Below are 25,180 nucleotides of genomic sequence, written 5' to 3' on the forward strand. Positions count from 1 at the left end.
TAAGTGAAACGCAAGAATGACCGTGGCTTTCCCGACAGGCAAGCCATCGTCGCCTTCATCAAGGCAAATCAAGGAAACGTCGGCACCCGCGAAATTGCGCGCGAGTTCGGCCTGAAGAACGCCGATCGCGTCGAGCTCAAGCGCATGCTGCGCGAGCTCGCCGACGACGGGACCATCAAGAAGAAGCGCCACAAGGTCTCGGAACCGGACACCCTGCCGTCGACGCTGGTCGCCGACATCACCGGCCGCGACTCCGATGGCGAGCTGATCGCCTCCCCCACCGAATGGGACGAGGTCGAAAGCGGCGAACCGCCAAAAATCCTCATCGTCATGCCGCGCCGGCCGAAGCCCGGCACCGCCGCCGGCGTCGGCGACCGCGCCCTGCTGCGCGTCGAGCGCATCGACGAGACCGAAGGCCCGGCCTATCGCGGCCACATCATCAAGGTCTTCGACAAGGCCAAGAGCCGCATCCTCGGCGTGTTCCGCAGTCTGCCCGAAGGCGGCGGACGGCTCGTCCCCGTCGACAAGAAGTCTGCCGACCGCGAACTGAACATTGCCGCGGCCGATGCACAGGACGCCCAGGACGGCGACCTCGTCAGCGTCGACATCGTCCGCTCACGCGCCTTCGGCCTCGCCTCAGGCCGCGTGAAGGAGAAGCTCGGCTCGGTCAAGTCGGAGAAGGCGATCAGCCTGATCGCGATCTACGCGCACGACATTCCCCTGCAATTCCGCCCCGCGGCAGAGCGTGAAGCCGAAGCGGCGGAGCCGGCGAACCTGAAGGGGCGCGAGGACTGGCGCGACGTCCCGCTCCTCACCATCGATCCGCCCGATGCGAAAGATCATGACGACGCGGTCCATGCGCAGGCCGATGGCGATCCCAACAACAAGGGCGGCTTCATCGTCAACGTCGCCATTGCCGACGTGAGCTTTTACGTGCGGCCGGGCACCGCGCTCGACCGCGACGCGCTCGACCGCGGCAACTCGGTCTATTTCCCCGACCGCGTCGTGCCGATGCTGCCGGAGCGCATCTCCAACAATCTCTGCTCGCTGGTGCCGGGCGAGCCGCGCGGCGCGCTGGCGGTGCGCATGGTGATCGGCCCCGACGGCCGCAAGCGCTCGCATACGTTCCACCGCATCCTGATGCGCTCGGCGGCGAAGCTGAACTACGCACAGGCGCAGGCCGCGATCGACGGCCGGCCTGACGACACCACCGGCCCCCTGCTCGATCCGATCCTGAGGCCGCTCTACACCGCCTATGCCTGCGTCAAGCGCGCAAGAGACGAGCGCGATCCGCTCAATCTCGATCTGCCCGAGCGCAAGATCCTCTTGAAGAGCGATGGCACGGTCGATCGCGTCATCGTTCCGGAGCGTCTCGATGCGCACAAGCTGATCGAGGAGTTCATGATCCTCGCCAACGTCGCGGCGGCCGAGATGCTGGAGAAGAAGTCGCTGCCGCTGATCTACCGCGTGCATGACGAGCCGACGCTGGAGAAGGTGCACGCCCTCGCGGAGTTTCTGGAGACACTCGACGTTCCCTTCGCCAAATCAGGCGCGCTGCGCCCGGCCCTGTTCAACCGCGTGCTGGCCCAGCTCGAGGGCCACGACCACTTCCCGCTGGTGAGCGAGGTCGTGCTCCGCGCCCAGGCGCAGGCCGAATATTCCGCCGAGAATTACGGTCATTTTGGCCTCAACCTGCGCCGCTATGCGCATTTCACCTCGCCGATCCGCCGCTACGCCGACCTCGTCGTGCACCGCGCGCTGGTCCGCGCGCTCGGCCTTGGCGAAGGTGCGCTGCCCGACACCGAGACACCGGAAACGCTCGGCGAGGTCGCCGCCCACATCTCGGTGACCGAGCGGCGCGCGATGAAGGCGGAGCGCGAGACCGTGGACCGGCTGATCGCGCACCATCTCGCCGACCGCATCGGCTCCAGCTTCCAGGGCCGCGTTTCCGGCGTCACGCGCGCCGGCCTGTTCGTCAAGCTGAGCGAGACCGGCGCCGACGGCCTGATCCCGATCCGATCCCTTGGCACGGAATATTTCAACTATGACGAGAGCCGCCATGCCCTCGTCGGCACGCGCAGCGGCGCCATGCATCAGCTAGGTGACGTGGTCGACGTCCGTCTGATAGAAGCAGCTCCGATCGCAGGCGCGCTGCGCTTCGAGCTGCTGTCGTCAAGCGGCGAGACCGCGCCGCAGGGCCGCAGGGCATCCGGTCCGCAACGCCGCCCCTCGTTCAAGGCGCATCCCGGACGCAGTCCGGCGAAGAAGCACAAGCCGGCGAAGCCGAAGAAGCCCGGCAAGGGCAAGAAGAACAAAGGCAAAGGCCAGAAGGGCAAGGCATGGTGACGATGAGCACGGCCCCGAAAATCTGGACGCGCGAGACCGGCCTCGTCGAGAAGCGCGATGTCTGGACGGCAATGAAGCGCGGCTTTCGCGGCCGCTGCCCGCGTTGCGGCGAAGGAAAACTGTTCCGCGCCTTCCTGAAGACCGCTGATCATTGCTCGGCGTGCAGCCTCGACTTCACGCCGCATCGCGCCGACGATTTGCCCGCCTATCTCGTCATCGTCATCGTCGGCCACATCGTGGTGCCCGGCATCCTCTGGATCGAGACCAACTACACGACGCCGGTCTGGCTCAGTTTCGCGGCCTACCTGCCTTTCACGTTCTTCGCCTCGCTCGCGCTGCTCCAGCCGGTCAAGGGCGCCGTGGTCGGATTGCAATGGGCTCTGCGCATGCACGGCTTTGACGACAACCCTCCGGATGGTATTCCGCCGGTGTAAGCAATAAGCAAGAAGCGGTTTGGGTGAGGACATGACGGACACGTTGCAGGCAGCCGAGAAGGCGAAGATCCACGAGGGCAAGGAAGCCGACCATCATCCCTATTTCCGCCCGAAGGATGCGGCGACACTGATCCTGGTCGATCGCGGCGGCGCCGTTCCGAAAGTCCTGGTCGGCAAGCGCCACGACAAGGTGGTGTTCATGCCCGGCAAGTTCGTCTTCCCCGGCGGCCGCGTCGACAAGGCCGACTACCGTGTGCCGTGTGCGGCCCCCATCACCTCCGAGCTGGAAGCCAACCTCGCCAAGGGCAGCCCGAAGACGCCGGCCTCACGCGCAAAATCGCTGGCGATCGCCGCGATCCGCGAGGCCTGCGAGGAGACCGGCCTCTGCCTCGGGCGCAAGGCCGAGGGGAAAGCGCCCAAGCTCGACAGCGCCTGGAAGCCGTTTGCGGATGCGGGCCTGCTGCCCGACCCCTCAGGCCTGTTCCTGATCGCGCGCGCCATCACCCCGCCCGGTCGCGTCAAGCGGTTCGACACGCGCTTCTTCACCGCGGATGCCTCCGCGATCACCCATCGCGTCGAGGGCGTGATCCATGCGGATGCGGAGCTGGTCGAGCTGGTCTGGGTCGAACTCGGCTCGAAGCCGCTCGCCGATCTGCATCCGATGACGCGCAACGTGCTCAACGAGCTCGACACGCGCCTTGCCACCGGCCCGCTCCGCCACGACGCGCCGGTGCCGTTCTTCCATTTCTACGGCGGCAAGATGCAGAAGGATATTTTGAGCTGACTGCTCACCTCTCCCGTAGGGAGAAATGAACCGGGCTAAGCCGATCGAGTATTCTTATCATGCGTCGTCGCTATCCGGCTCGGTGCCGACATAGTCGCGCGCCGGCAGCTTGAGGACGCGGCCGATCTCGCCCGCGAGCTTGTCCGCCTCCTCGCGCCTGGTGAAGCTCATCAGGCTGATCGGCTCGGTGCCCTTGTTGCCGCAGAGATTGACGTCATAGGTCGTCAGATCCGCGTCGTAGTCGTCGGTGATGCTGATGAAGTGATAGTCAGCGAGATTGCGATGCCTGCGAATGTTCAGCGGGCCGAACTGGCTGGTGATGACGATCTGGCGCAGCGTCTCGTTGAGCACGACGAAATAGCGGAAGGTGAGCAGGATCAGGCCGGGGATGCCGACGAGCAGCCCGAGGCCGGTGAACACCAGCACCGGCACGAGGTCATCGGCGAGCCGGCCGAAGCTGGAAAAATCCTGGCGCAGGCCGAGCGCGACATTCCACAGCAGATAACCGCTGGCCGCCAGCAGCGGCAACGACAGCAGCCGGCCAACCCAGGGCATCGGCCGGTCGATACGGACCATGCCGCCATCCACTGTCATCGCGCCTGCCATTGATGGTCTCCTCACGAGGTCATGGCTTTGGTCGGAGCGAGCGGCGGATTGGTTCGATGGGCGGCCCACTCCCTCACCGTCATTCCGGGGCTGGCCGCTGACGCGGCGCCCCGGAATGACGGGATTGTGCTGAGTGGATCGCGAAATACGAAAAATTCTTCCCGCCTCCCCCAATGGCGGAGTTGCCACTCATGCCTATGTCTTTCCCCAACGACACCCAGAACGGATACGGGGCGATGGCACAACGGCAACTCAAGCTTGGCGCGTTCATGCGCCCGATCAGCATCCACACCGGCGCCTGGCGCTATCCGGGGGCGTGGCCGGACGCCAATTTCAATTTCGGCCACATCAAGACGCTGATCAGGAAGCTCGAGGCCGGCAAGTTCGACGCCTTCTTCATGGCCGATCACCTCGCCGTGCTGAACATGCCGATCAACGCGCTGAAGCGCAGCCACACCGTGACGTCGTTCGAGCCGTTCACGCTGCTGTCGGCGCTCTCGGCCGTCACCGAGCGGATCGGCCTGATCGCGACGGGCTCGACCACCTTCGACGAGCCCTATCACGTCGCGCGCCGCTTCGCCTCGCTGGACCATCTCAGCGGCGGCCGCGCGGGCTGGAACATCGTCACCACCTCGAACCCGGACGCCGCGCTGAATTTCGGGCTCGAAGATCACATGGAGCACGCCGAGCGCTACAAGCGCGCCCGCGAGTTCTACGACGTCGTCACCGGCCTGTGGGATTCCTTCGCCGACGATGCCTTCGTGCGCGATGTCGAGGACGGGCTGTTCTTCGAGCCCTCGAAGATGCACACGCTCGACCACAACGGCAAATATCTGAAGGTGCGCGGCCCCCTCAACATCGCCCGCCCGGTGCAGGGCTGGCCGGTGATCGTGCAGGCCGGCGCCTCCGAAGACGGCAGGCAGCTTGCGGCCGAGACGGCGGAGGCCGTGTTCACCGGCGGCGGCAGCCTCGCCGACGGGCAAAAGCTCTACGCCGACATCAAGGGCCGCATGGCGAAGGTCGGCCGCGACCCTGAACATCTCAAGATCCTGCCCGGCGCCTTCGTCGTGGTCGGCGACAGCGTCGATGAAGCCAAGGAGAAGCGCGCGCTGCTCGACAGCCGCGTGCATTACGACAGCGCCATCGCCTCGCTCTCCGTCATCCTCGGCACCGATGCGTCGGGCTTCGACCCGGACGGGCCTCTGCCGGAGATCCCCGAGACCAACGCCAGCAAGAGCGGCAGGCAGCGCATGGTGGACCTCGCCGCCCGCGAAAAGCTCACCGTCCGCCAGCTCGCCCAGCGCGTCGGCGGCTATGGCGGGCTGGCCTTTGTCGGAACGCCTAAGACCATCGCCGACCAGATGGAGGAATGGCTGGTCGGGCGCGGCTCCGACGGCTTCAACATCATGTTCCCGTTCCTGCCCGCCGGCCTCGACGATTTCGTCGACAAGGTGGTCCCGGAGCTCCAGCGGCGCGGGATTTTCCGCAAAGAGTATGAAGGGGCCACTTTGAGGGAGAATCTGGGCCTGCCGCGGCCGAAAAACCGTTTCTTCGAGGCGTAATGGGCCCGATTTGGGTGGTTTTCAGGGTGTAAAACCTTGACATCAGGCGGTTTCTGGCTAGGTTGCCGGCCAACGCGGGCCGTTTGGCCGGCTCCAGATTCCCTTCATTTCTGAGGTTCTGAACATGGCCAAAGCGGTCACCATCAAGGTCAAGCTCGTGTCCTCGGCCGACACCGGCTTCTACTACGTCGCCAAGAAGAATTCGCGCACCATGACCGACAAGCTGGTCAAGAAGAAGTACGACCCGGTCGCGCGCAAGCACGTCGAATTCCGCGAAGCCAAGATCAAGTAAGAAGATCAAGTAAGATCGCGGGATACGCTACGGACTTTTGACGGGGCCTCACGGCCCCGTTTTTATTTTGTCTGTCGTGTCCCGGGCGCGCGGCAACGCGCGGGCACTGTGGCGCTGGGTCCGGAGCGCGAGACTGAAGCTGACGCGCTACTCCTTCTCCACGCCGTCATTGCGAGGAGCTCGCGACAAAATTGCGGAGCAATCCAGTCGTTCTGCAGAGGCACCCTGGATTGCCTCGCGGAGCCTGTCATCGCGCCGCGCTTTGCGCGGCCGGTGGCTCGCAATGACGGCGCGAGCATTCCGCGTTCTGCATGGCTGCCATCTCGGCCGCGGGCCACCGGCAGACATCCGCTCAACCCTCGGTTGCCCGATCCGGAATGTATGTTACCGTGCACTTACCGGAACGGCATTTCCGTCCCGGATTTGGGAAGGACATGGTCATGAGATTGTCATCAAGCCTTGTCGTGCCTTCAACTGTCGCTGTCTTGTCAACCGTCCTGGTGTGCGGTCCCGCCGCGTCGCAAATCCCGACCGGCTCCGCCGCCACACTCCCCCCCGTCACGGTCGATGCACCGAAGCAATTGACGAAGCCACCTGCGCCGCAGCGGGCGGCAAACACCGGGGCATCATCGCGCCGGACTGCGTCAACCGTTCAAACGTCATCGTCAACCGCACGGACGCCTTCGTATGCACCGGGTTCAGTGATGGGGAGGATTGCCAGCCTGGAGAAAGTCGCCAGCAGCTGCAACGGTGGCTGTGCATCAAGTTTCCCACACGGCAAGGAGCCCTGGATTGGCTGTAGCGAGTCGGGCGGCAACATAGATTATGGACCTTTCTCGCCAACGTGCCGAGACACCATCACCCATACGTCCTACGAGAATTGCGTCGAGACGAAGGTGTTCCTGGGCGAGAATCGAAACAGAGCCCACTGGTTCTGCAGCAGCCTGGCCGCCGGCAACAGGTTTAAGGTCGCAGAACTCAAGCGGTCGGGGCGTCCGCGCTAGTCCCGTCCGCTTGAACTCAGCCGCGGATGTCGGCCCGCGCTTGCCGCGGGTCGCCACGTTGAAGCCGTCCGATTCCAACGTTGGCGCCAGCAGTCGGCGCCAACGGCCATCTCCATCACGAGTTCGTCCTGCCGACCAGGGACGCCAACAGGCGGCCGGCAGCTGCCAGATCTGCCGTCTCCAGGCCTTCCGTGAATTGCTCGAACACGGGCCTTAACAGCCCGCAGGCATCGTCAGGTTGCCCTCGACCCGCCAACAGCGCAGCCAGATCGATTGCGGTGCGTAACTCCCAGGCGTGCGCGCCTTGGCGACGGCTCAATTCGAGCGACTGCTTGAACCAGCGTTCCGCATCGTCAACCCGGGTCGGCATAGCCAGGACGGCGCGTCCCCTGACACGCAACGCTTCTGGCATGAAGAAGAGATCTCCATTCTCCTCGGCCCGGCTGATCGTGTCATCGACCAATCTTATGGCTTCGCCGACCTGTTCGATTGCGAGGAGCCCTTGCGCCAGGAGAATGTTGAACTCCGTGTTGCGCACCTCGTAGTGCATCGCGTGGCAGTGCTTCAGGCAACCGCGAAGTGTGTCGACGCCGCCCCTTGCATCGCCACGACGGATCGCGAGGATGCCTTTGTACCCGTAGCCAACATGAAGATAGGGGCCCAGGGAATGGGACCGGGCATGCGCCACCAGGCGGTCAGCATGTGCTTCGGCGCTTGCGAGATCGCCGTTCCAGACGAATACGTCCGGAGCCCAGGCAAGAGCGACAGCAAGCGATGCGGGATTGGTGCTGGATTCCGCGTCTTTGATTGTCTCGCGCGCGCGGACCGCGGCCTTGGTGGGATGCCCCTGCACCCATAGGCCCCGCGCAAGGCCGAGGCCAACCAGGATACGGTCATCGAACCCAAGATAGGCCCGCTGGGCGTGCGACCAATGCTGGAGCGCAGCCTCGAGCTCCGACCGGGCGCTGCCGTGCTCACCGATGAAGTGGAGCGCCCTGCCCACGGCCGATTGGGCCAGGGCCATCGCGTGAGGGTCCTCGGCGGCCCCGGCAACCGTCCGCGCGCGCCTTGCATGATCCAGCGCAGTCTTGAATTCGCCGTCGCGCGTGCAGAACATCGACAGCGTGCCGAGAATTCCAACTTGGCTGAGCACGTTGCCGCCTGCCTCCGCAATCGCGAGGCTTCGGTCCAACGCCGCACGCGCTGCGTCGCTCGGCCCGTTCATGTGCATTGATGCAACCCCGAGGTTTGCCTGGAGCTGCATCTCCTCCGGTTCGCCGCGGGTCCTGCCTTCCAGCGCGACGATTGCGTGCTGCGACCAGCGATGGCATTCGGACAACAGCGACATCGCCAAGAGGACAGGCGCTGCGGCTGCCGCCAGCTTGATCCCGATTTCGGGATCGCCGCCCTCGCCAAAACACCATTCCAACGCCGCCCGGACATTGTTGAGGTCGGCAAGGTGCGCCTCCCTTTCAGCGCCGCTCGACAACGCTGCCCATTCCCTTCCCGCCTGCTCCGACCAGCGCCGAAAGTAGTTTGCGTGACGCGCGGCCAGATCGGCAGCCTCCGGATCGGCGATTTCCGTCCCGAGAATGTAAGTGCGCGTCGTGTCAAGCAGCCGATAGCGCATCATGGCTCCGATCGGGCGGGTCGTAACCATCGACTTGGCAATGAGGCTGTCGATCGCGCCAAGGACGGCGGTCTGGTCGACGTTGACGCTTGTGACCACCGCGAGCATTGCGTCCAGCGTGAAATGTCCGACGAACACGGCCAGCCGGCGAAGTACCAGCCGCTCGACGCTGGAAAGCAACCGGTAGCTCCAGTCCAATGTTGCCTGCAAAGTCTTATGACGCGGCGGCGCGGTGCGCGAACCCAGCCACAACAAGGTCAAGCGCTGGTCGAGCAGTGCCGCCGTATCGCGCAATCCATAGGCCTCGACGCGCCTTGCTGCCAGCTCTATGGCCAATGCCACGCCGTCCAGCTTCCGGCAGATACCGACCACGATTGGCGCGTCTGCATCGTCGAGATCCAACCGGGCGCCGCTCGCCGCTGCGCGTTCGACGAACAGCTGCGTAGCTGGGAACGATCGCGCAATTGCCGCCGTTGGCATCGCGTCGTCTGGCGGGCATGCCAACGGCTCCAGTCGATAGATCTGCTCCCCATCAACCTGTAGCGCTTCTCTGCTGGTCGCGAGTATGTGGACTTGCGGGGTCTCTCTGAAGACGCACGACGCGAAGGTCGCTACCGACTCGATCAGATGTTCGCAGGTGTCGAGGATCAACAGGACACGCTTGTCCCGAAGATAGGCGATCAGGTTCGGCGTAGCGTCGTCCGATCGCACCGATAGTCCCAGCATGGATGCGACGGTACTCGTCACCAGCCGTGAATCGCTCAACATGCTCAGATCGACAAACAGCACCGCGCCGCCGAATGCCTCAATCAGGTGGTGCCCGAGCGCGGTCGCGAGCGTGGTCTTGCCGACGCCTCCGAGGCCGACCACCGTGACGAAGCGCGCCACTTCCAGCTGGGCGGCGACCCTTTGCAGATCATCTTCCCGGTCGATCAATCCTGCGGGACGGACGGGCAGGTTGGCGTTTCGAAAGTTCTCAGCGGCAGCTGATGCCGCCTCGGGCTCCCCGAGCGACCGTGAGACTGGCGCTACGAAGCAGTAGCCTCGACCGGCCACGGTCGTTATGTATCGCGCGCCGTCTTTTCCGTCGCCGAGCATCTTGCGCAGGCTGGCCATTTGACCGCGCAGGCTGCCCTCTTCGACCGTGACGTTGGGCCAGACCAGCGACAGAAGGTCTTTCTTGCTGATGACTTCATTCGGCGTGGAGACAAGAGCCGTCAAAATTTCGTAGGCGCGTGCGCCCAAGTCGACGGGAACTCCGTCTTTGGTGAGCAACCGTTCGCTTGCAGTCAGGCGAAACGGCCCGAACGACAGGACTTCCTTGCCGTGCGTCGTCATTGGAACCGTCGCATTGTGCCCATGCTCCGGACCACATTTTAGGCCAAGGTCCCGCGTCAGGCCAACGGTCGGGAAATTGCCGTGCAGTCCTCACACTACCAAGGGCGAAGGACTGACGCCTCCTAACAACATTTCACAACGCATGACGGGCCATTCGTGACGGTTGGGCTTAGCTTGTTCGCCATCGGATAGGACGGCGCACGACAATGTCGAGCACAAGCCCATGAACAAAACCATCTTGCACGATCCCTTGGCGGCTCTGTTCTCGCCGGCGGCGCACCCGAGGGACGTTCCGGTTCCCGAGCTCCGCCCGGCCGATGTGGAGATGGCGCGGGTGCTCAAGACCGCGCCAATTCGTATGGCCTCCGATCCGTTGGGCGGCGCCATCGCCCATTGGAAACATGGCGCCCTGCATGACGTCGTTGAACCCATGGCCAATCATGTCGTCATGACTTACCCGTGCGGCGTGCAGCGACTTGAGCGGCGCGCCGGCAAGTCGGTCGCGATCGGAACGGCCCGTTCCGGCGTGGTGACGATCATTCCGGCTGGCTCAAGCGCCCGATGGGACATTGCCGGGGACATCAATGTCGTTCAGCTCTACCTCCCCCACACGACGCTCGATCGTGTCGCCCGGGAAGCCCGCGCGGCTGCACCTGGCGACCTCATGGAGCGAACGGGGCATCCCGATCCCATCACATCCCGCCTGCTGCTGAGTGCAGCGGATGCACTGGACGGCAATGCGGCCCTGGATGCCTTGTTCAGACATCAACTGACAGATCTCCTGGCCACCCGCATCTTGGCCGCGCACGTCGGTTCGCCTACCGCGATCCAGGCACTGATCGGCGGGCTGTCGCCAACAGCCCTCCGCCGCGCGATCGATCGCCTGCGCTCGGAGAGCGATTCCGATGTCTCTCTCGCGATGCTTGCTTCGGATGCCGGCCTGTCACGCTTCCATTTCTGTCGTGCCTTCAAGGAAAGCACAGGGCTCTCGCCGCATGCCTGGCTCCGCCAGTACCGACTCGAGCAAGCCATGAACATGCTGCGCGATACTGACGATTCGGTCGTCTCGATCGCAGCGGCGCTCGGGTACGCCTCCCAAACCGCCTTTGCCGCGGCGTTCAGAAAGCTCGCCGGCGTGACACCGAGCGACTGGCGGCGACGTCTCCGTTAAGCAGCAATCGCCCTGCAGGCGCTGCAATCGGTTGCGCAGCTACAGCTCATTTCCGTGAGATCCTCAGAGGCGCCGAGCCGACAGCCCCTCGGCTTGCGCCGTTGTGTCGGCTTCGGGTTGCGAGCGGCGACATCCGCATCCCCCAAACCGCCGCTCACGAGTCCCCGCCCCGGCTACGCCGTCCGCAGCACCGGCGGCTGCGACGGCCGGATCAGCGCGAACGCCACCTGCACGATGCCGCCGGCAAGACCGAGCGCGACGCCGATGCGCCAGGCCATGGTGTAGGAGCCGAGCGCGTCGTAGAGCACCCCTCCGCCGTAGGCGCCGAGGAAGCTGCCGATCTGGTGGCTCATGAAGGCGAGGCCCTGGATCATCGCCTGCCAGCGCAGGCCGAACATCTCGGCGACCGCGCCCGCCACCAGCGGCCCTACTCCCATCCACAGGAAGCCCATGATGGCGCCGAACAGCAGCGTCGAGAACGACGTCGCCGGCAGCATGAAGTACCAGGCGAGCGCCAGCGAGCGCAGGATGTAGATGCCCCCTAACAGCGCGAGCTTATTCCAGCGCTGGCCGGCCCAGCCGAAGAACAGCGAGCCCAGCACGTTGAAGCCGCCGATCATGCCGAGCGTCTGCGCGCTCAGCATCGGATCGAGGCCGCAGATCGCGAGGTAGGACGGCAGGTGCGTCGTGAGAAACACGAGCTGCATGCCGCAGACGAGATAGGCGCAGGTCATCACCGCGAAGGAGGCGTTGCCGAACGCGGCCGTCGCCACCGATGCGGCCGTGGCGTCGCCGATATCGTCGGCGGCCGGCTTCGGCAGCGGGACCTTGTCGACACGCCCCGCATACCAGGCCGCAGGGATCATCAGCACCGACATGATGACGAAGCCGGCGAGCCCGATGCGCCAGCCAAAGCCTTCGTTGAGCAACTGCCCGATCGGCGCGGACAGCAGCGCGCCGAGCGAGCCCGCGCCGGAGACGATGCCGAGCACGGTGGACCGGACGGTCTCGGGCACAGCGCGCGCGGCCACCGACATCGCGATCGCCGCCGCGGTGCAGGCGAGCGAGGTGCCGATCAGCACGCCGGCGCCGATCATGATGCTGACGAGCCCGCCCGCGGTCGCCATCAGAATGAGGCCTGCGATGTACATCAGCGAGCCGACGATCATGATCGGGCGGAAGCCGTAGCGCACCGTCATCGCGCCGGCGAGCGGCTGGAGAAAGCCCCAGGCAAGGTTCTGCACGGCGAGCGCCAGCGTGAAATCCGAGATCGAAATGTGGATGTCGTGAGTCAGCGGCTGCATGAAGATGCCGAGGCTCTGCCGCAACCCCATGCTCAGAGTCAGCATGATCGAGGCGCCGATCAGGATGGGCAATGTCGGCCGCAGGACCCGCAACAGGGGCATGTTTCTTCTCCCTCGTGGGCGCGGCGCGAGCGCCGACGTCTGCAATATCAGTTGATTTTGGTTACACAGACCTGTGTACTTAGGCTATGAAAAGGTGCACGCTGTCAAGCGAACAGGACGCGCGCTGCTGCATGGCTCCCCCGACGACCCCACAGACGATGAAGGAGCGGATCCTCGAGACCGCCGACAAGCTGTTCTATCTGCAAGGCATTCGCGCCATCGGCGTCGACACCATCGCGGCCGAGATCGGCATCTCCAAGCGCACGCTGTACAACCACTTCCCCTCCAAGGACGCGCTGATCGCGGCTTACCTCGAGCGCCGTTTCGTAGCTCCGCGCCCCTCCGACAAGCCGCCGGCCGAGCAGATCCTTGCCACCTTCGATTCGCTGGAGCGCCGTTTTGCGGCGAAGGATTTTCGCGGCTGCCCGTTCGTGAATGCGGTGGCCGAGCTCGGCCCAAAGGACCGCGCGGTGAGGAAGATCGCGGTCGCCTTCAAGGAAAGCCGCCGCGTCTGGTTTCGCGAGCGGCTCAACGAACTCGGCGTTGCGAATGCGGACGCGCTGGCAACGCAGCTCGTGCTGCTGGTCGACGGCTCCATCGCCCAGGACCTCGTCCGCGACGACCCCGCGATGGCGCGCGCCGCGAAGGAAGCGGCGAAGGTGTTGTTGCGGAATGCGGGGGTGGATGTGGGGGATGGTGCGGCGAAGCCCGCGAAGGGGCACAAGCGCCCGCCAGACTAACCATTGTCGCCGTATCGCTCGCTGTCATCACCCGCGAAAGCGGGTGATCCAGTATTCCAGAGGCGGTTGTGATTGAACCGAGAGGCCGCGGCGTACTGGATTCCCCGCCTTCGCGGGGAATGACAGCGGAGTTTGTAGGACCGCCGCGATCCTAACAAAATGCCCCTGTTTTGCCCGACGAGCCAAACGGCGCTATCGCCAGCGCAAGCCGTCTTGCAACCCGCGTAAGCCCTTGATCCGGCTAGCGCCGGCTACTGTGCATGGGGTTGTTTTCACAACTTTTGTGCGAGCCGCCCTCACGCCGCCTGCGAGACCACCCGGTTGCGGCCGTCGTGCTTGGCGCGGTACAGCGCGGTATCCGCGCGCTTGAGGACGTCGGCGACCGCCTCGCCCTTCTGCTCCAGCGTTGTGAGGCCGATCGAGATCGTGACCTCGATGCGCTTGGTGCCCTTGTGGATCGCGAACGGCTCGCCCGCGATCGAGCGGCGCAGGCGCTCGGCGACCATGCCGGCGACGTGGAGATCGGTCTCCGGCATCACGATGACGAACTCCTCGCCGCCATAGCGGCAGGCCAGGTCAATGCCGCGGATCGACTTGCGCACGCGCACCGCGAATTCGCGAAGCACGTCGTCGCCGGCATCGTGGCCGTAATTGTCGTTGATCGACTTGAAATAGTCGATGTCCAGGATCATCAGCGCCAGCGGCTTGCCGCGGGTTGCGGCCTGCTCGGCGAGCGTCGCCAGATGGCTCTCCATGTAGCGGCGATTGTGCAGGCCGGTGAGCGCGTCGGTGATCGCCATCTCGATCGAGTTCTGCACGTTGTCGCGCAGATGATCGGTGTAGCGGCGGCGACGGATCTGGGTGCGGGCGCGGGCCAAGAGTTCGGTCTTGTCGATTGGTCGCAGCAGATAGTCGTTGACGCCGATCTCGAGGCCGCGGAGCAGCCGGGTCGAATTCTCGGGGTCCGCGATCGCCAGGATCGGCACATGGCGCGTGCGCTCCAGCGAGCGCGCCTGGCTGCAGAGCCGCAGGCCATCGAAATTGTTGAGGTCGAGCGAGACGATCAGCAGGTCGTAATTGCCCTCGGCGGCGTGGAACAGCGCTTCGGTCGGGTTCGGCTCGACATCGACGGTGTGCTCGGCCGCGAGCAGGCTCGCCAGCCGCTCATAGGAGGACTGGCGGTCGTCGACCAGGAGGATGCGGCCGCCCTTGCCGGTGTCGGCGACCGCAGTGCGCTCCGGCGCCTGCATGCCGATCTCGAGCGAGGTGATGGCGCGCATGCGCAGCTCGTCGGTCATCATCTTCAGCCGCGTCAGCGAGCGCACGCGCGCGATCAGCACGACGTCGGAGACGGGTTTGGTCAGGAAATCGTCGGCGCCCGCTTCCAGCCCGCGGTTGCGGTCGGACGGGCTGTCGAGCGCCGTCACCATCACGACGGGGATGTGGTGCGTCGCCGGATCGGTCTTCAGGCGGCGGCAGACCTCGAAGCCGTCCATGTCGGGCATCATCACGTCGAGCAGGATGATGTCGCATTCGGCGCGGCGGGAGATCGCCAGCGCCTCGGTGCCGTTCGAGGCGGTCATCACGTCGAAATATTCGGCGGAAAGCCGGGCCTCGAGGAGTTTGACGTTGGCAGGAACGTCATCGACAACCAGGATACGCGCGGACACTTTGAACTCACTTCCTATCCGATAAAACGCCGGACCGTCTCAATGAACTTGCCGACCGAAATCGGCTTGGACAAATAGGCTTCGCAGCCGCCCTCGCGGATGCGCTCTTCGTCGCCCTTCATCGCGAAGGCCGTGACCGCGACGACGGGAATGGAGCGCAACTCCGGATCGTCCTTGATCCAGCGCGTCACCTCCAGGCCCGAGACCTGCGGCAATTGGATATCCATCAGCACGAGGTCGGGCCGCATTTTCCGAACGAGATCCAGCGCCTCGTAGCCGTTGCTGGTGCCCGTGGTCTGGTAACCGTGCGCCTCCAACAGGTCGCGGAAGAGCTTCATGTTGAGCTCGTTGTCTTCCACGATCAGGACGGTCTTAGCCATCCCGTCCTCCTGATTGGCACGAAGCCCGATACATGTGACGCCTCAGGCGCCGCTCCCCGGCGCTTCGAAAACTGGATTCAAACTAGCCTCAGATTCGCTCTAGTTTCGTTAAACCCGAGGGGCCACTTTCTGCGATGTGGTTTCCAGTTGCTTGTCGGGCGTCGCAAGACTCAGTCGCGAGACTCGGGCATATTCCAAAGTAGACACTGAAAGTTAACGGAAAGGCAAACTGGGCCCTTGAAAAAGCCTGTTCACAACCCCCGCGAAGTCGCTGAAATCGTTGCGATTCAGGCATTGTCCTTTGTCGCGGGCGAGCCCGAGCGGCTGGGCCTGTTCCTGGCCGAGACAGGTGTCGGCCCGGAGACCCTTCGGAACGCCGCCTCGGACCCCAATTTCCTCCTCAGCGTACTCGATTTCGTGCTGCGCGATGACGCGACCGTGAAGGCCTTTGCCACGGCCTCGGAGCTGCATCCGACCAACGTTGCCGCGGCGCGGCAGGTGCTGGGCGACGCGCTCGGCGACCGGACCTGGGAGCGCGACGTGCCGTGACCGTCTCCGACCCGGCCGGGCCCCGCTGCTTCTGCCGGGATTGCCTGGTCGATCTGGATATGGGCGTGCGGCGCTGCTCGGCTTGTGGTTCCCCTCGCCTCGTCCGCCACCGCGCGCTCTCGAGCCTGACCATCGCCCATATCGACTGCGACGCCTTCTATGCGACGGTCGAGAAGCGCGACAATCCTGACATCGCCGACAAGCCCGTCATCATCGGCGGAGGCAAGCGCGGCGTGGTGTCGGCCGCCTGCTACATCGCACGCACCTATGGCGTGCGCTCGGCGATGCCGATGTTCAAGGCGCTCGATGCCTGCCCGCACGCGATCGTGATCCGTCCCGACATGGCGAAATACGTCCGCGTCGGCCGCGAGGTACGCCAGGCCATGCAGGCGCTGACGCCGCTGGTCGAGCCGCTCTCGATCGACGAGGCCTTCCTCGATCTCTCCGGCACCGAGCGGGTCCACGGCATGATCCCGGCCAAGGTGCTGGCGCGGTTTGCCCGCAACATCGAGCGCGACATCGGCATCAGCGTCTCGGTCGGCCTCTCCTGCAACAAGTTCCTGGCCAAGATCGCCTCCGACCTCGACAAGCCGCGCGGCTTTGCCGCACTCGATCAGGAGGAAGCGCGTTTGATGCTGGCTTCGAGGCCGGTCGGCTTCATCTTCGGCGTCGGTCCTGCGACGCAGGAACGCCTGGTGCAACGCGGCTTCCGCATCATCGCCGATCTTCAGAAGGCCGACGAGATCGAGATGATGCGGCAATTTCCGAGCGACGGCCGTCGGCTGTGGCGGCTTGCCCGCGGCATCGACGACCGCCGCGTCGAGCCCGATCGGGGCGCCAAGACGATTTCCAGCGAAACCACCTTCGAGACCGACATCCGCGATTTCGCGACGCTGGAGAAGATTCTCTGGCGCCTCTGCGAGAAGACGTCGTCGCGGCTGAAGAGCAGCGAGCTTGCCGGCTCGACCGTCACGCTGAAGCTGAAGACCGCCGACTTCCGCCAGCGCACGCGCTCGCAGTCGATCGCAGCGCCAACGCAGCTCGCCGCAAAGATCTTTTCGATCTGCCGCGAGATGCTGGCCAGGGAAATCGACGGCACCGCCTTCCGCCTGATGGGCGCCGGCGTCAGCGCGCTGCGCGAAGGCTCGCCCGCCGACGACACCGACATGCTCGACCGCCGCGCCGCCCACGCCGAGCGCGCGGTGGACAGTCTGCGCAAGAAGTTCGGCAACTCCGCCGTCATTCGTGGCATCGCGTATGATGGTCCCGAAACAGGACAGCAGGAGTGATCTTGTCCTGCTCAATTCAGTCGCGTTCGAAGATCCGCGCACCCGGATAGACGCGCCGGGCATACTGAACGACCAACTGCCGATCCTGAGTCTCCAGGAACGGAGTTCGGATCTGACAAGACCCGACGACGAGGTGCCACAGGCCGTTGAGCTTTCGAATGATGACGTTCATTTGAGCTTCCTCGCAGTGACCCGAGTGGACTCAAATTGTAAGAATCTCCCGCCGTCGCTCAATTGTACCAGCGTAAGGTCAGCGTATGAGAAAGATTGGAAGAGATATACAAAGGTATGTTGACCGTGACTCCAACGGCTTCAGGCGCCGATAGCTTCGCAAGGGCTCAAACGATCCCGCCCGCCCAGGAGCTGGCACCGTGACAGGCGAACGCGACCTCAGCGTGCTGTTGAGAAACATGAAGCCGGAGATGCAGCCCGGCGCCTTCGTGTTTTGCACGATCCCGCCCAACGAGCCCATTCCCGCAGCGGTCAACCCACTGCTGACGTTCCGCGAGCAGGAAGGAACGACGCTGGTGATCCGACGCGAAGAAGCCGAGGCATCAGGCTTACGCTACGCGTTTGCATCGCGCCTGATCACGCTGACAGTTCACTCCGCACTCGATGCGGTGGGCTTTCTGGCGGCTATCACGGCGCGACTGGCCGAAGCCGGCATCAGCGTGAATGCCGTTTCGGCCTTCCACCACGACCATCTCTTTGTGGCTGTCGACCAGGCCGATGAGGCGATGGCCGTTCTGCGGGAGATGTCCAAAGCGAAGCACTCGTAGCCCGGGTGGAGCGAAGCGCAATCCGGGCTACGGGATTCACGAACACAGCGGAAGTAGGTTGTCCCGCGTCAAAGGCGCGAGTTTGACAGCTCCGGGCGTGGACGGATCGAGCCAGAGAATCTCCTCGATCTCGGCTCCCGGAGCGACCGGATGCGCAATGACGATGCGGAAAACTTCCGCATCGACCTGCCGGCCCGGCTCATTCGCGGCAGGCGCAGTGTATCGCCCGACATAGGTCATCTCGCTCGGATCGATATCGATCCCGAGCTCCTCCGACAATTCGCGCCTCAGCGCGTCCTGCGGATGCTCGCCGGTCTCGATCTTTCCTCCGGGCTGCATGAAGCTTTCGGTAGCCTTCTTCCTGACCAGCAGGACGCGCCCATCGCTCCTGCTCATCAATGCAGCAGCGATCCGAATGGAATTCTGCAAAGTCATTCCGTCCGCACCTCAATCCGCGACCGCCACCGCCTCGATCTCGATCAGCCATTCCGGCGCGGCGAGCGCGGAGACACCGACGAGGGTGGAGGCCGGCGGCTCCATGCCTTCGAAGAAGGCGGAGCGGGCCTTGCCGATGATCGGGCGCAGTTCCGGCTTGTAGTTCACCACGAAGGTCGTGATCTTGACGATGTTGGCGTAGCTCGCGCCGGCAGCTTTCAGCGCCAGGCCGAGATTCTGCATCACCTGCGTCGTCTGCGCGGCGATATCGCCCTCGCCGACGATCCGCCCCTCCTCGTCGGTCGAGACCTGGCCCGAGATGTAGATCGTCCGCGCGCCCGTGGCGGTGACGACGTGGGAATAGGCCGGATTGTGGTGCAGGCCGCTGGGGCGGAGATGATCGAGCTTGGGCATGGGGGGCTCCCGGAGTTGTGTTGGGAGAGAGCGTAGCGGGAGAGGGAGCTGAGGGCCAGCCCGTCATTGCGAGGAGCTCTTGCGACGAAGCAATCCAGAATCGTTCCTCGGAGAGATTCTGGATTGCTTCGCTGCGCTCGCAATGACGACACGGAGTGAGAGCCGACAAACAACTCTCGCCGTCCTTCCGGGGCGGTCCGCAGGACTGAACCCGGAATCTCGAGATTCTCAGGTGCGCAATTGCGCACCATAGTTCTCGCTTCGCGAGCCCCGGAATGACGATCGACGTTCAATTACAGGGCTTGCTGTCCTTGACGTCGAACTTGCCCATCGCGCCCGAGATGACGAAATCATTGTAATCGAGCACGAGCTGGCGCGAGACGCCGTTCTCATAGAGCTCGAACGCCATTGCATAGATCGGCGTCTGCTCGCCTTCCTTCTGCTGGGCGTCGCGGTCGAAATAGCTGACGGTGACGGGCCAGCGCTTGAGCGATTTCATGTGCTCGTCCGTGGTGGACGGATCGGTCGAGGAGGCACGGTCGGCGGGGATCGGCTGGCCGATCACGGTCAGCGTGTTGTAGACTTTCTGGCCGTCGTCGGAGCCGTCATAGACGGACAGCTCGAGCAGCGACTTGCCGTCCTTGGCGGCGGCGATGATGCGCTGGATCTGCTCGGTCGGGAACACGATCTTGCCGTCGAGCGTAAAGCTCTTCGGCGCCGGCAGCTTCAGCTTGACGTTGATGTGGTCGCCGTCGCGCTCTGCCGATCCGTCGACCCGGCCGGCGTCGGCCTCGTTCATCCGCGTCTCGATCTTGAAGCGGTAGCTTTTTCCCGCGGCGTCCTCCCAGGAGTTGGAGCGGAGGTCGCTGAGCGTGATCTTGCCCTCGCCGCTGTCGAGTTCGGAGACCTGGCGGAATTCGGAGGTGTAGCCCTCGCAGGAGCTTCCGGTGAAATTGTAGAGGATGCGGCCGCGCGCGCTGTTGACCGAATTGGAACGCGATTTGACGAGGCTGAGGTCATAGAGCGCCTGATGCGCGAGGAACGGACCGTTGGCGGCCAGCGCCCCGCCGCCGGGGCCACAAGCGGCCGCCGCGAGCGCCATCACACCGAGCGAAGTCCGGAAAAGGTGCATCATGTCTGTTCCTTGAAGATGCGTCCTTGGGAAGCGCAGATTCGACATTTTAATGACCGTTCCATTGCGTCGCAACTGAGGCCGTTTCACGTAAAGTTGCGGCCCTCGCCCTGAACCTCCTGCCCTGCCTCAACAAAACGCAGCCCGCCGGGGTTGCTTGCATGTGGCGGCACGATGGGCGAAACAGGGCGCGCCCGGCCGCCGATGGGACGCGCCCGGGGTGGATGATTTTTGGACAACGAGGTCGAAGATGGCGGGCACGGTCGAGCAGAAACTGGCGGAACAGGGTATCAAGCTGCACGAGGCGCCCACCCCCGTGGCCAACTACGTGCCGTTCGTGCGCACCGGCAATCTGCTGTTCGTCTCCGGCCAAGTCTGCTTCGATCCCGCGGGCAAGCTGATCGCCAAGGGGAAGCTGGGTGCCGGCGTCTCGATCGAAGAAGGCGCCGCGGCCGCGCGCGGCTGCGCCGTCAACCTGCTGGCCCAGGTCAAGGCGGCCTTGGGTGATCTCGACAAGGTCGTCCGCGTGGTACGCCTCGGCGGCTTCATCAACTCGGCGCCGGACTTCCTCGACGGGCCGAAGGTGCTCAATGGTGCCTCCGACCTGATGGTTGCCGCCTTCGGTGACAAGGGCCGCCATGCCCGCACCACCGTCGGCGTCGCCTCGCTGCCCGCGGATGCGGCGGTGGAGGTCGAGGGTGTGTTCGAGGTCGCCTGACGCGAATGCGCGCCCCTGATTGGCTGACAGCCCGGCCGGTCGCCCATCGCGGCCTGCACGACATTTCCCGCGGAATCGTCGAGAACATGCCGGGCGCGGTCCAGGCTGCGATCACAGGCAATTTCTCGATCGAGGTCGACATCCAGCTCTCGGCCGACGGCGAGGCCATGGTCCATCACGACCATGCACTCGGCCGCCTCACCGAGGCCACCGGCGAGGTGATCGAGAGGACCGCGGCGGAGCTGAGGGCGATCAGGTTCAAGGACACGGACGAGCGGATGATGTCGCTGTCCGACCTCTGCGCCATGGTTGGCGGCCGGGTGCCGCTGGTGATTGAGGTGAAGAGCCATTTTGGCGGCGACCGCAAGCTGGTGAAGCGGATGGCCGAGGTGCTGGCGTCCTATCAGGGCCCCGCGGTCGGCATGTCCTTCGATCCCGACCAGGTGCTGGCGCTGCGCGAACTGCTGCCCTCTCGCCCGCGCGGCATCGTCGCGCAGCGGAGCTATGAGGACGAGTACTGGGCCAAGCTGACCGCGGCGCAGCGCGACAGCATGCTGTACCTGCGCCACGGCTTCCAGACCCAGCCGCATTTCGTCGCCTTCAAGGTCGACCACCTCCCGGCACCCGCCCCCTGGATCGCCCGCAATGTGTTCGGCTGCGCCCTGCTCGGCTGGACCGTGCGGACGCCGGAGCAGCGGACGCGAGTCGGACAATACGCGGACCAGATGATCTTCGAGGGGTTCGTGCCGTAGCCCTAGGGTCGTCCTGGCGAAAGCCAGGACCCATTACCCCAGGGAGGAGTCGTGGCCCGAAGCTGCAACTCCGAGTCATCGCCAAACCAAATTCTGTGGGTATGGGTCCTGGCTATCGCCAGGACGACTCGGGATAGATCTTTGCACAATCGCTGATACCGCGTTTGCATCTACACCTCAGTTCCCGCCCTCTTGAAGTCGCTGCTGCAATGCACGATCTTGGGCACGATGGCATCAACCGAAATCACGCTCGAGGCCGTACCGTCTATTGGCGAAGTGTCGCCCGAAGATTGGGACGCCTGCGCAAATCCCGGCAAGGCTCTTATCGAAAAGGCTTGCAACGGGCATGGCAAGGGATCCTCATCCGGGCTTCCAGGCGATTCGGCCGGTCTCTTAAAGCCTGCCTATAACCCGTTCGTCTCGCACGCGTTTCTCTCCGCCGTCGAGAAATCGGGTTCGGCAACGATCCGCACAGGATGGGGACCCCGGCATCTGGTCGCCAAGATCGACGGCCGCGTTGCCGGCGTCGTGCCCTGCTATCTGAAATCGCATTCGCAGGGCGAATACGTCTTCGACCGCGGCTGGGCTGACGCCTACGAGCGGGCCGGCGGGCGCTACTATCCCAAGCTCCAGGTCTCGGTTCCCTTCACCCCGGCGACCGGGCCGCGGCTGCTGGTCCGCGACGGTGTCGACCGCGAGCGCATCATGGAGGCATTGGCGAGCGGGCTGGTGGCGCTGTGCGGGGTCAGCAAGGCCTCCTCTGTGCACGTCACCTTCGCGCGGGAGGCGGAGTGGAAGCTGCTCGCCGGGCACGGCTTCCTCCAGCGCACCGACCAGCAGTTCCACTGGCACAACGAGGGTTTTGCGAGCTTCGACGACTTCCTCGCCACCCTGAACTCGCGCCACCGCAAATCGATCAAGCGCGAACGCCGCGACGCGCTCGCGTCCGGCATCACCATCCACTGGCTCACCGGAAAAGACATCACCGAGGAGGCCTGGGACGCCTTCTTCGAATTCTACATGGAGACCGGCTCGCGCAAATGGGGCCGTCCGTATCTGACGCGCGAGTTCTTCTCGCTGATCGGCGAGACCATGAGCGAGGACGTGCTGCTGGTGATGGCGCGCCGCAATGGCCGCTGGATCGCGGGCGCGATCAACTTCATCGGCTCGGACACGCTGTTCGGCCGCAACTGGGGCGCGGTCGAGCATCATCCGTTCCTGCATTTCGAGGTCTGCTACTATCAGGCGATCGATTTCGCGATCACCCGCGGCCTCACACACGTCGAGGCCGGCGCGCAAGGCGAGCACAAGATCGCGCGCGGCTACCTGCCGAAGACGACCCATTCCGCCCACTTCATTGCCGATCCGGGCCTGCGCCGCGCCATCGACGATTACCTCAAGCGCGAGCGCGCCTATGTCGCCGAGGCCGGACGGGAGCTGGCCGAGCTCGGCCCGTTCCGGAAAGGCGCCGACGAGGCGCCTTGACGGTTCGATGCGGCTGGTGACAGTAAGCGCAAAATTCCGAGGAGCCGCCGAGGAGCTGCCATGACCGCCTACGACGCCAACAACATCTTCGCAAAGATCCTGCGCGGCGAGTTTCCCTGCCACAAGGTCTATGAGGACGAGCACGTCTTCGCCTTCCTCGACATCATGCCGCGGGTGCCGGGCCATACGCTGGTGATCCCGACGGCCCCTGCCCGCAACATCCTCGACATCAAGCCCGACGACTACGCCCATGTCGCTCGCGGCGCGCACAGGATCGCCGCCGCGGCGATGAAGGCGTTCAAGGCCGACGGCATCACCGTGCAACAGTTCAACGAGCCGGCCGGCGGACAGGTGGTGTTTCACCTGCACATGCACGTCTTGCCGCGCCACGACGGGGTGGCGATGCTGCCGCCCGCGAGCCGCAAGGAAGACGTCAAGGTGCTGGAAGAGAACGCGACCAAGCTGATCGCGGCGCTGAAGGCGGGCTGACTTTCTCCACATCGTCATTCCGGGGCGCGCCTCTTGGCGCGAGCCCGGAATCCATTTCACGACGATCTCTGCGGCCCGATGGATTCCGGGCTCGACGCTTCGCATCGCCCCCGGAATGACGACTACTCCGTCTGGAAATCCCCGGCTTGCGGCGCGGCCAGTGGCGTGAACTCGCAGCGGTCGGGCTTGATGTCGATCAGCGGCGTGTTGTCGATGCAGTCGAGCCCGCGCACCAGAATGGCATTGCCCTCGATGCCGACCAGCTTGACGATCGAGGTGCCGATCGGGTTGGGCCTGACCGGCGAGCGCAGCGAGAACGTGCCGCGGGTCTTCTCGTTGTTCTTCGGGCTTTGCAGGATGATGTCGCGGCGCGACTTGTCGAGCCAGTAGAGCACTTCGAGATTGCTGTAGAAGTCGACGCCCTTGATGGCCGGCACGAACGGCTCGAAGATCTCGAGGCGGCAGATCGGGCCGTCGTGCCGCCCCTGCCGCGGCGTCTCCAGCCGCGACGTCCAGGGCGTGCGGATGCGGCCGATGAAGACGAGGCCGGCATCCTCTGCGGGCGGCAGCTCGATGGCGACCTCGCCCTCGCGGAGCTCGTTTTCGCGAACCATATTTCCAGTTCCTTGCTGTTCGCGAAGGTTTTAGCCCAACCACCACGTGCCGGCCAGCATGAAGACTTCGCCCGTGACAACGCCCGCGAAGATCGAGCGGCGGGTCAGCAGGAAGACAACGAGGCCGGCGCCGACCGCGCCGTAGCGCAGGACATCGGACACGCTTGCCAATGCGCCCGGCGGCTCGACCACAATCTGGGCGATAACGCCGGCCAGGATCGCGGTGGCGACCGCCCTCACCCAGACCAGCAGCTCGGAACCCTCGTCGATACCGCCGCCGAACCACAGGCCCAGCATGCGCCAGATCTGGTTGGGCACGACGCCGGCGACGAACAGGACTGCGAGCGCATGCCAGTCGCCGATGAGCTGTGCGAAACTCATGCGCGCACCTCCCGCCACCAATGCACGCCGTAGGCGATCGACCCGGCCACCACGCCGCTGACGAGGATGTCGAGGCCGGAGTTCATCTTCGCCGCCAGCGGATAGAGCAGAATCCCGAGCGCCAGCGCGACCACGTCGGCGACCTCGCGGCTGTTGCGCGCGGTCGAGAACAGGAAGGACAGCGGCGTCAGCAGCAGGATCGCGGCGCCAAGCGTCTGCGTCAGGTTGGCGGCGAGGAAATAGCCGGCCGTGTTGGCGGTGAGGCACACCGAGACCAGGCCACAGCCGAGCCCGTGGACAAAGGCGATGCGCCGCTCGCGCGGCACCTGCGGCAGGAAGCGGTGGCATTCGACCCAGAGCGTCACGGCGGTGAGATGCGCGGCGAAGACCAGCTCGCGCCGTTTCGTCTTCGGCGTGCGCATCAGCGGCAGCACCGAGACCACCATCGGAAAGAGGCGGATCGCACTGACCGTCACCGCGATCGCCGATTGGATGACGGTCGCGCCCGAGCCGAGCGTCGTGATCAGGATGATCTGCGCGGGGCCTGCCCAGACGAACAGCGTCGAGCAGAGCGCCCAGAGCAGGCTGAAATGGGTGTCGTGGGCGAGCGCGCCGATGCCGAGATAGGTCACGAACAGCACGATGGTGAGGATCGTCTGCGTGATCGAGCGCAGCCCCCACGCAAAGGCGCGCCAAGGACTTTGCCATTGAGGTGAATCGAGCGGAGGAAGCGCCACGGGACGGCCGGCTGGGGTTACGGAATCGTGCCTGCATAACGGG

The 25,180-nt window shown here is 64.7% G+C and carries 26 protein-coding genes; 14 read left to right on the plus strand and 12 right to left on the minus strand.

Translation table 11 applies throughout. The features are described 5' to 3' along the window. Positions 1–3: 3 nt before the first annotated feature. The 3 genes from rnr to AAFG50_RS24470 are packed head-to-tail and all read left to right on the plus strand — an operon-like array spanning position 4 to position 3,564. On the plus strand, positions 4–2,346 hold the full coding sequence (gene rnr / locus AAFG50_RS24460) for a ribonuclease R (protein ID WP_028171574.1): 2,343 nt from the start codon (positions 4–6) through the stop codon (positions 2,344–2,346). Next, positions 2,340–2,780 carry a DUF983 domain-containing protein gene (locus AAFG50_RS24465; RefSeq protein WP_028171573.1) on the plus strand — a complete coding sequence of 147 codons (441 nt, stop codon included), beginning with the start codon at positions 2,340–2,342 and terminating at the stop codon, positions 2,778–2,780. The genes rnr and AAFG50_RS24465 overlap by 7 nt, the downstream gene beginning before the upstream one ends. Positions 2,781–2,811: 31 nt before the next feature. Then, positions 2,812–3,564, plus strand: a complete 753-nt coding sequence (locus AAFG50_RS24470; protein WP_028171572.1) for an NUDIX hydrolase — start codon at positions 2,812–2,814, stop codon at positions 3,562–3,564. 57 nt (positions 3,565–3,621) lie between these two features. On the opposite strand, the gene AAFG50_RS24475 is transcribed toward AAFG50_RS24470, so the two are convergent. Continuing rightward, positions 3,622–4,170, minus strand: a complete 549-nt coding sequence (locus AAFG50_RS24475; protein WP_028171571.1) for a hypothetical protein — start codon at positions 4,168–4,170, stop codon at positions 3,622–3,624. Positions 4,171–4,406: 236 nt separating this feature from the next. Here AAFG50_RS24475 and AAFG50_RS24480 point away from each other — a divergent pair, with 236 nt between their 5' ends. After that, positions 4,407–5,732: an LLM class flavin-dependent oxidoreductase gene (locus AAFG50_RS24480; protein WP_028171570.1), complete on the plus strand. Its 1,326-nt coding sequence runs from the start codon at positions 4,407–4,409 to the stop codon at positions 5,730–5,732. 124 nt (positions 5,733–5,856) lie between these two features. Next, the gene (gene rpmG, locus AAFG50_RS24485) at positions 5,857–6,024 is read left to right on the plus strand and encodes a 50S ribosomal protein L33 (protein ID WP_007603295.1); all 168 of its coding nucleotides are present in this window, start codon (positions 5,857–5,859) and stop codon (positions 6,022–6,024) included. Between the two features lie 1,119 nt (positions 6,025–7,143). On the opposite strand, the gene AAFG50_RS24490 is transcribed toward rpmG, so the two are convergent. Beyond that, on the minus strand, positions 7,144–9,996 hold the full coding sequence (locus AAFG50_RS24490) for a winged helix-turn-helix domain-containing protein (RefSeq protein ID WP_028171569.1): 2,853 nt from the start codon (positions 9,994–9,996) through the stop codon (positions 7,144–7,146). A gap of 223 nt (positions 9,997–10,219) precedes the next feature. On the opposite strand from AAFG50_RS24490, the gene AAFG50_RS24495 reads away from it, so the two are divergent. Beyond that, entirely contained in the window at positions 10,220–11,167 is a 948-nt protein-coding gene (locus AAFG50_RS24495) for an AraC family transcriptional regulator (RefSeq protein WP_028171568.1), read from the plus strand. 173 nt (positions 11,168–11,340) lie between these two features. Here the strand turns inward: AAFG50_RS24495 and AAFG50_RS24500 are convergent, their stop codons facing one another. Next, positions 11,341–12,573 carry an MFS transporter gene (locus AAFG50_RS24500; protein WP_028171567.1) on the minus strand — a complete coding sequence of 411 codons (1,233 nt, stop codon included), beginning with the start codon at positions 12,571–12,573 and terminating at the stop codon, positions 11,341–11,343. Positions 12,574–12,704: 131 nt separating this feature from the next. Here AAFG50_RS24500 and AAFG50_RS24505 point away from each other — a divergent pair, with 131 nt between their 5' ends. Beyond that, entirely contained in the window at positions 12,705–13,313 is a 609-nt protein-coding gene (locus tag AAFG50_RS24505; RefSeq protein WP_028171566.1) for a TetR/AcrR family transcriptional regulator, read from the plus strand. 296 nt (positions 13,314–13,609) lie between these two features. Here the strand turns inward: AAFG50_RS24505 and AAFG50_RS24510 are convergent, their stop codons facing one another. After that, the gene (locus tag AAFG50_RS24510) at positions 13,610–14,983 is read right to left on the minus strand and encodes a PleD family two-component system response regulator (RefSeq protein WP_028171565.1); all 1,374 of its coding nucleotides are present in this window, start codon (positions 14,981–14,983) and stop codon (positions 13,610–13,612) included. Between the two features lie 14 nt (positions 14,984–14,997). Beyond that, a complete protein-coding gene (locus AAFG50_RS24515) occupies positions 14,998–15,363 on the minus strand; it encodes a response regulator (RefSeq protein ID WP_007603272.1) in 366 nt (121 codons plus the stop codon). Positions 15,364–15,600: 237 nt separating this feature from the next. Here AAFG50_RS24515 and AAFG50_RS24520 point away from each other — a divergent pair, with 237 nt between their 5' ends. Both AAFG50_RS24520 and AAFG50_RS24525 read left to right on the plus strand, forming a co-directional pair. Beyond that, positions 15,601–15,912, plus strand: a complete 312-nt coding sequence (locus tag AAFG50_RS24520) for a DUF3572 domain-containing protein (protein ID WP_011087883.1) — start codon at positions 15,601–15,603, stop codon at positions 15,910–15,912. Then, positions 15,909–17,201, plus strand: coding sequence for a DNA polymerase IV (locus AAFG50_RS24525; RefSeq protein ID WP_028171564.1), 1,293 nt, complete (start codon positions 15,909–15,911; stop codon positions 17,199–17,201). Before AAFG50_RS24520 ends, AAFG50_RS24525 begins: the two co-directional genes overlap by 4 nt. A gap of 16 nt (positions 17,202–17,217) precedes the next feature. Here AAFG50_RS24525 and AAFG50_RS24530 read toward each other — a convergent pair whose 3' ends face one another. Then, the gene (locus tag AAFG50_RS24530; protein WP_165448163.1) at positions 17,218–17,373 is read right to left on the minus strand and encodes a hypothetical protein; all 156 of its coding nucleotides are present in this window, start codon (positions 17,371–17,373) and stop codon (positions 17,218–17,220) included. 199 nt (positions 17,374–17,572) lie between these two features. Here AAFG50_RS24530 and AAFG50_RS24535 point away from each other — a divergent pair, with 199 nt between their 5' ends. Next, entirely contained in the window at positions 17,573–17,980 is a 408-nt protein-coding gene (locus tag AAFG50_RS24535; protein ID WP_028171563.1) for an ACT domain-containing protein, read from the plus strand. A 36-nt stretch (positions 17,981–18,016) separates the two neighbouring features. Here the strand turns inward: AAFG50_RS24535 and AAFG50_RS24540 are convergent, their stop codons facing one another. The 3 genes from AAFG50_RS24540 to AAFG50_RS24550 all read right to left on the minus strand — a co-directional run bounded on the left by AAFG50_RS24540 (position 18,017) and on the right by AAFG50_RS24550 (position 19,964). Continuing rightward, on the minus strand, positions 18,017–18,415 hold the full coding sequence (locus AAFG50_RS24540; protein WP_028171562.1) for an NUDIX domain-containing protein: 399 nt from the start codon (positions 18,413–18,415) through the stop codon (positions 18,017–18,019). Between the two features lie 12 nt (positions 18,416–18,427). Next, positions 18,428–18,829: a RidA family protein gene (locus AAFG50_RS24545; protein WP_028171561.1), complete on the minus strand. Its 402-nt coding sequence runs from the start codon at positions 18,827–18,829 to the stop codon at positions 18,428–18,430. A gap of 289 nt (positions 18,830–19,118) precedes the next feature. Further along, a complete protein-coding gene (locus tag AAFG50_RS24550) occupies positions 19,119–19,964 on the minus strand; it encodes a cell envelope integrity EipB family protein (RefSeq protein ID WP_028171560.1) in 846 nt (281 codons plus the stop codon). Positions 19,965–20,211: 247 nt separating this feature from the next. Between AAFG50_RS24550 and AAFG50_RS24555 the strand changes: the two genes are divergently transcribed. From AAFG50_RS24555 to AAFG50_RS24570, 4 genes are all read left to right on the plus strand, one after another. Further along, positions 20,212–20,679, plus strand: a complete 468-nt coding sequence (locus AAFG50_RS24555) for a RidA family protein (protein WP_008130072.1) — start codon at positions 20,212–20,214, stop codon at positions 20,677–20,679. 5 nt (positions 20,680–20,684) lie between these two features. Next, entirely contained in the window at positions 20,685–21,431 is a 747-nt protein-coding gene (locus AAFG50_RS24560; RefSeq protein WP_028171559.1) for a glycerophosphodiester phosphodiesterase, read from the plus strand. A 228-nt stretch (positions 21,432–21,659) separates the two neighbouring features. After that, positions 21,660–22,916: a GNAT family N-acetyltransferase gene (locus AAFG50_RS24565; RefSeq protein WP_028171558.1), complete on the plus strand. Its 1,257-nt coding sequence runs from the start codon at positions 21,660–21,662 to the stop codon at positions 22,914–22,916. A 60-nt stretch (positions 22,917–22,976) separates the two neighbouring features. Beyond that, positions 22,977–23,405, plus strand: a complete 429-nt coding sequence (locus tag AAFG50_RS24570; protein ID WP_028171557.1) for an HIT domain-containing protein — start codon at positions 22,977–22,979, stop codon at positions 23,403–23,405. 122 nt (positions 23,406–23,527) lie between these two features. On the opposite strand, the gene tsaA is transcribed toward AAFG50_RS24570, so the two are convergent. The 3 genes from tsaA to AAFG50_RS24585 are packed head-to-tail and all read right to left on the minus strand — an operon-like array spanning position 23,528 to position 25,137. After that, positions 23,528–24,019 (minus strand): tRNA (N6-threonylcarbamoyladenosine(37)-N6)-methyltransferase TrmO, encoded by a 492-nt coding sequence (gene tsaA, locus AAFG50_RS24575; protein ID WP_028171556.1) that lies wholly within the window; start codon positions 24,017–24,019, stop codon positions 23,528–23,530. Positions 24,020–24,049: 30 nt separating this feature from the next. Next, positions 24,050–24,400, minus strand: coding sequence for an AzlD domain-containing protein (locus AAFG50_RS24580; RefSeq protein WP_028171555.1), 351 nt, complete (start codon positions 24,398–24,400; stop codon positions 24,050–24,052). Next, positions 24,397–25,137 carry an AzlC family ABC transporter permease gene (locus AAFG50_RS24585; RefSeq protein WP_028171554.1) on the minus strand — a complete coding sequence of 247 codons (741 nt, stop codon included), beginning with the start codon at positions 25,135–25,137 and terminating at the stop codon, positions 24,397–24,399. Before AAFG50_RS24585 ends, AAFG50_RS24580 begins: the two co-directional genes overlap by 4 nt. Positions 25,138–25,180: the final 43 nt, after the last annotated feature.

Origin of the sequence: Bradyrhizobium sp. B039 (genome assembly GCF_038965675.1) — a bacterium.
GTDB lineage: Bacteria > Pseudomonadota > Alphaproteobacteria > Rhizobiales > Xanthobacteraceae > Bradyrhizobium > Bradyrhizobium diazoefficiens.

Excerpts from the sequence above, each read along its gene's own strand:
- AAFG50_RS24465 (WP_028171573.1), top strand. The coding sequence starts at position 2,340 with ATGGTGACGATGAGCACGGCCCCGAAAATCTGGACGCGCGAGACCGGC.
- AAFG50_RS24470 (WP_028171572.1), top strand. The coding sequence starts at position 2,812 with ATGACGGACACGTTGCAGGCAGCCGAGAAGGCGAAGATCCACGAGGGC.
- AAFG50_RS24475 (WP_028171571.1), bottom strand. The coding sequence starts at position 4,170 with ATGGCAGGCGCGATGACAGTGGATGGCGGCATGGTCCGTATCGACCGG.
- AAFG50_RS24480 (WP_028171570.1), top strand. The coding sequence starts at position 4,407 with ATGGCACAACGGCAACTCAAGCTTGGCGCGTTCATGCGCCCGATCAGC.
- rpmG (WP_007603295.1), top strand. The coding sequence starts at position 5,857 with ATGGCCAAAGCGGTCACCATCAAGGTCAAGCTCGTGTCCTCGGCCGAC.
- AAFG50_RS24490 (WP_028171569.1), bottom strand. The coding sequence starts at position 9,996 with ATGACGACGCACGGCAAGGAAGTCCTGTCGTTCGGGCCGTTTCGCCTG.
- AAFG50_RS24495 (WP_028171568.1), top strand. The coding sequence starts at position 10,220 with ATGAACAAAACCATCTTGCACGATCCCTTGGCGGCTCTGTTCTCGCCG.
- AAFG50_RS24500 (WP_028171567.1), bottom strand. The coding sequence starts at position 12,573 with ATGCCCCTGTTGCGGGTCCTGCGGCCGACATTGCCCATCCTGATCGGC.
- AAFG50_RS24505 (WP_028171566.1), top strand. The coding sequence starts at position 12,705 with ATGGCTCCCCCGACGACCCCACAGACGATGAAGGAGCGGATCCTCGAG.
- AAFG50_RS24515 (WP_007603272.1), bottom strand. The coding sequence starts at position 15,363 with ATGGCTAAGACCGTCCTGATCGTGGAAGACAACGAGCTCAACATGAAG.
- AAFG50_RS24530 (WP_165448163.1), bottom strand. The coding sequence starts at position 17,373 with ATGAACGTCATCATTCGAAAGCTCAACGGCCTGTGGCACCTCGTCGTC.
- AAFG50_RS24540 (WP_028171562.1), bottom strand. The coding sequence starts at position 18,415 with ATGACTTTGCAGAATTCCATTCGGATCGCTGCTGCATTGATGAGCAGG.
- AAFG50_RS24545 (WP_028171561.1), bottom strand. The coding sequence starts at position 18,829 with ATGCCCAAGCTCGATCATCTCCGCCCCAGCGGCCTGCACCACAATCCG.
- AAFG50_RS24550 (WP_028171560.1), bottom strand. The coding sequence starts at position 19,964 with ATGATGCACCTTTTCCGGACTTCGCTCGGTGTGATGGCGCTCGCGGCG.
- AAFG50_RS24555 (WP_008130072.1), top strand. The coding sequence starts at position 20,212 with ATGGCGGGCACGGTCGAGCAGAAACTGGCGGAACAGGGTATCAAGCTG.
- AAFG50_RS24560 (WP_028171559.1), top strand. The coding sequence starts at position 20,685 with ATGCGCGCCCCTGATTGGCTGACAGCCCGGCCGGTCGCCCATCGCGGC.
- AAFG50_RS24565 (WP_028171558.1), top strand. The coding sequence starts at position 21,660 with ATGGCATCAACCGAAATCACGCTCGAGGCCGTACCGTCTATTGGCGAA.
- AAFG50_RS24570 (WP_028171557.1), top strand. The coding sequence starts at position 22,977 with ATGACCGCCTACGACGCCAACAACATCTTCGCAAAGATCCTGCGCGGC.
- tsaA (WP_028171556.1), bottom strand. The coding sequence starts at position 24,019 with ATGGTTCGCGAAAACGAGCTCCGCGAGGGCGAGGTCGCCATCGAGCTG.
- AAFG50_RS24580 (WP_028171555.1), bottom strand. The coding sequence starts at position 24,400 with ATGAGTTTCGCACAGCTCATCGGCGACTGGCATGCGCTCGCAGTCCTG.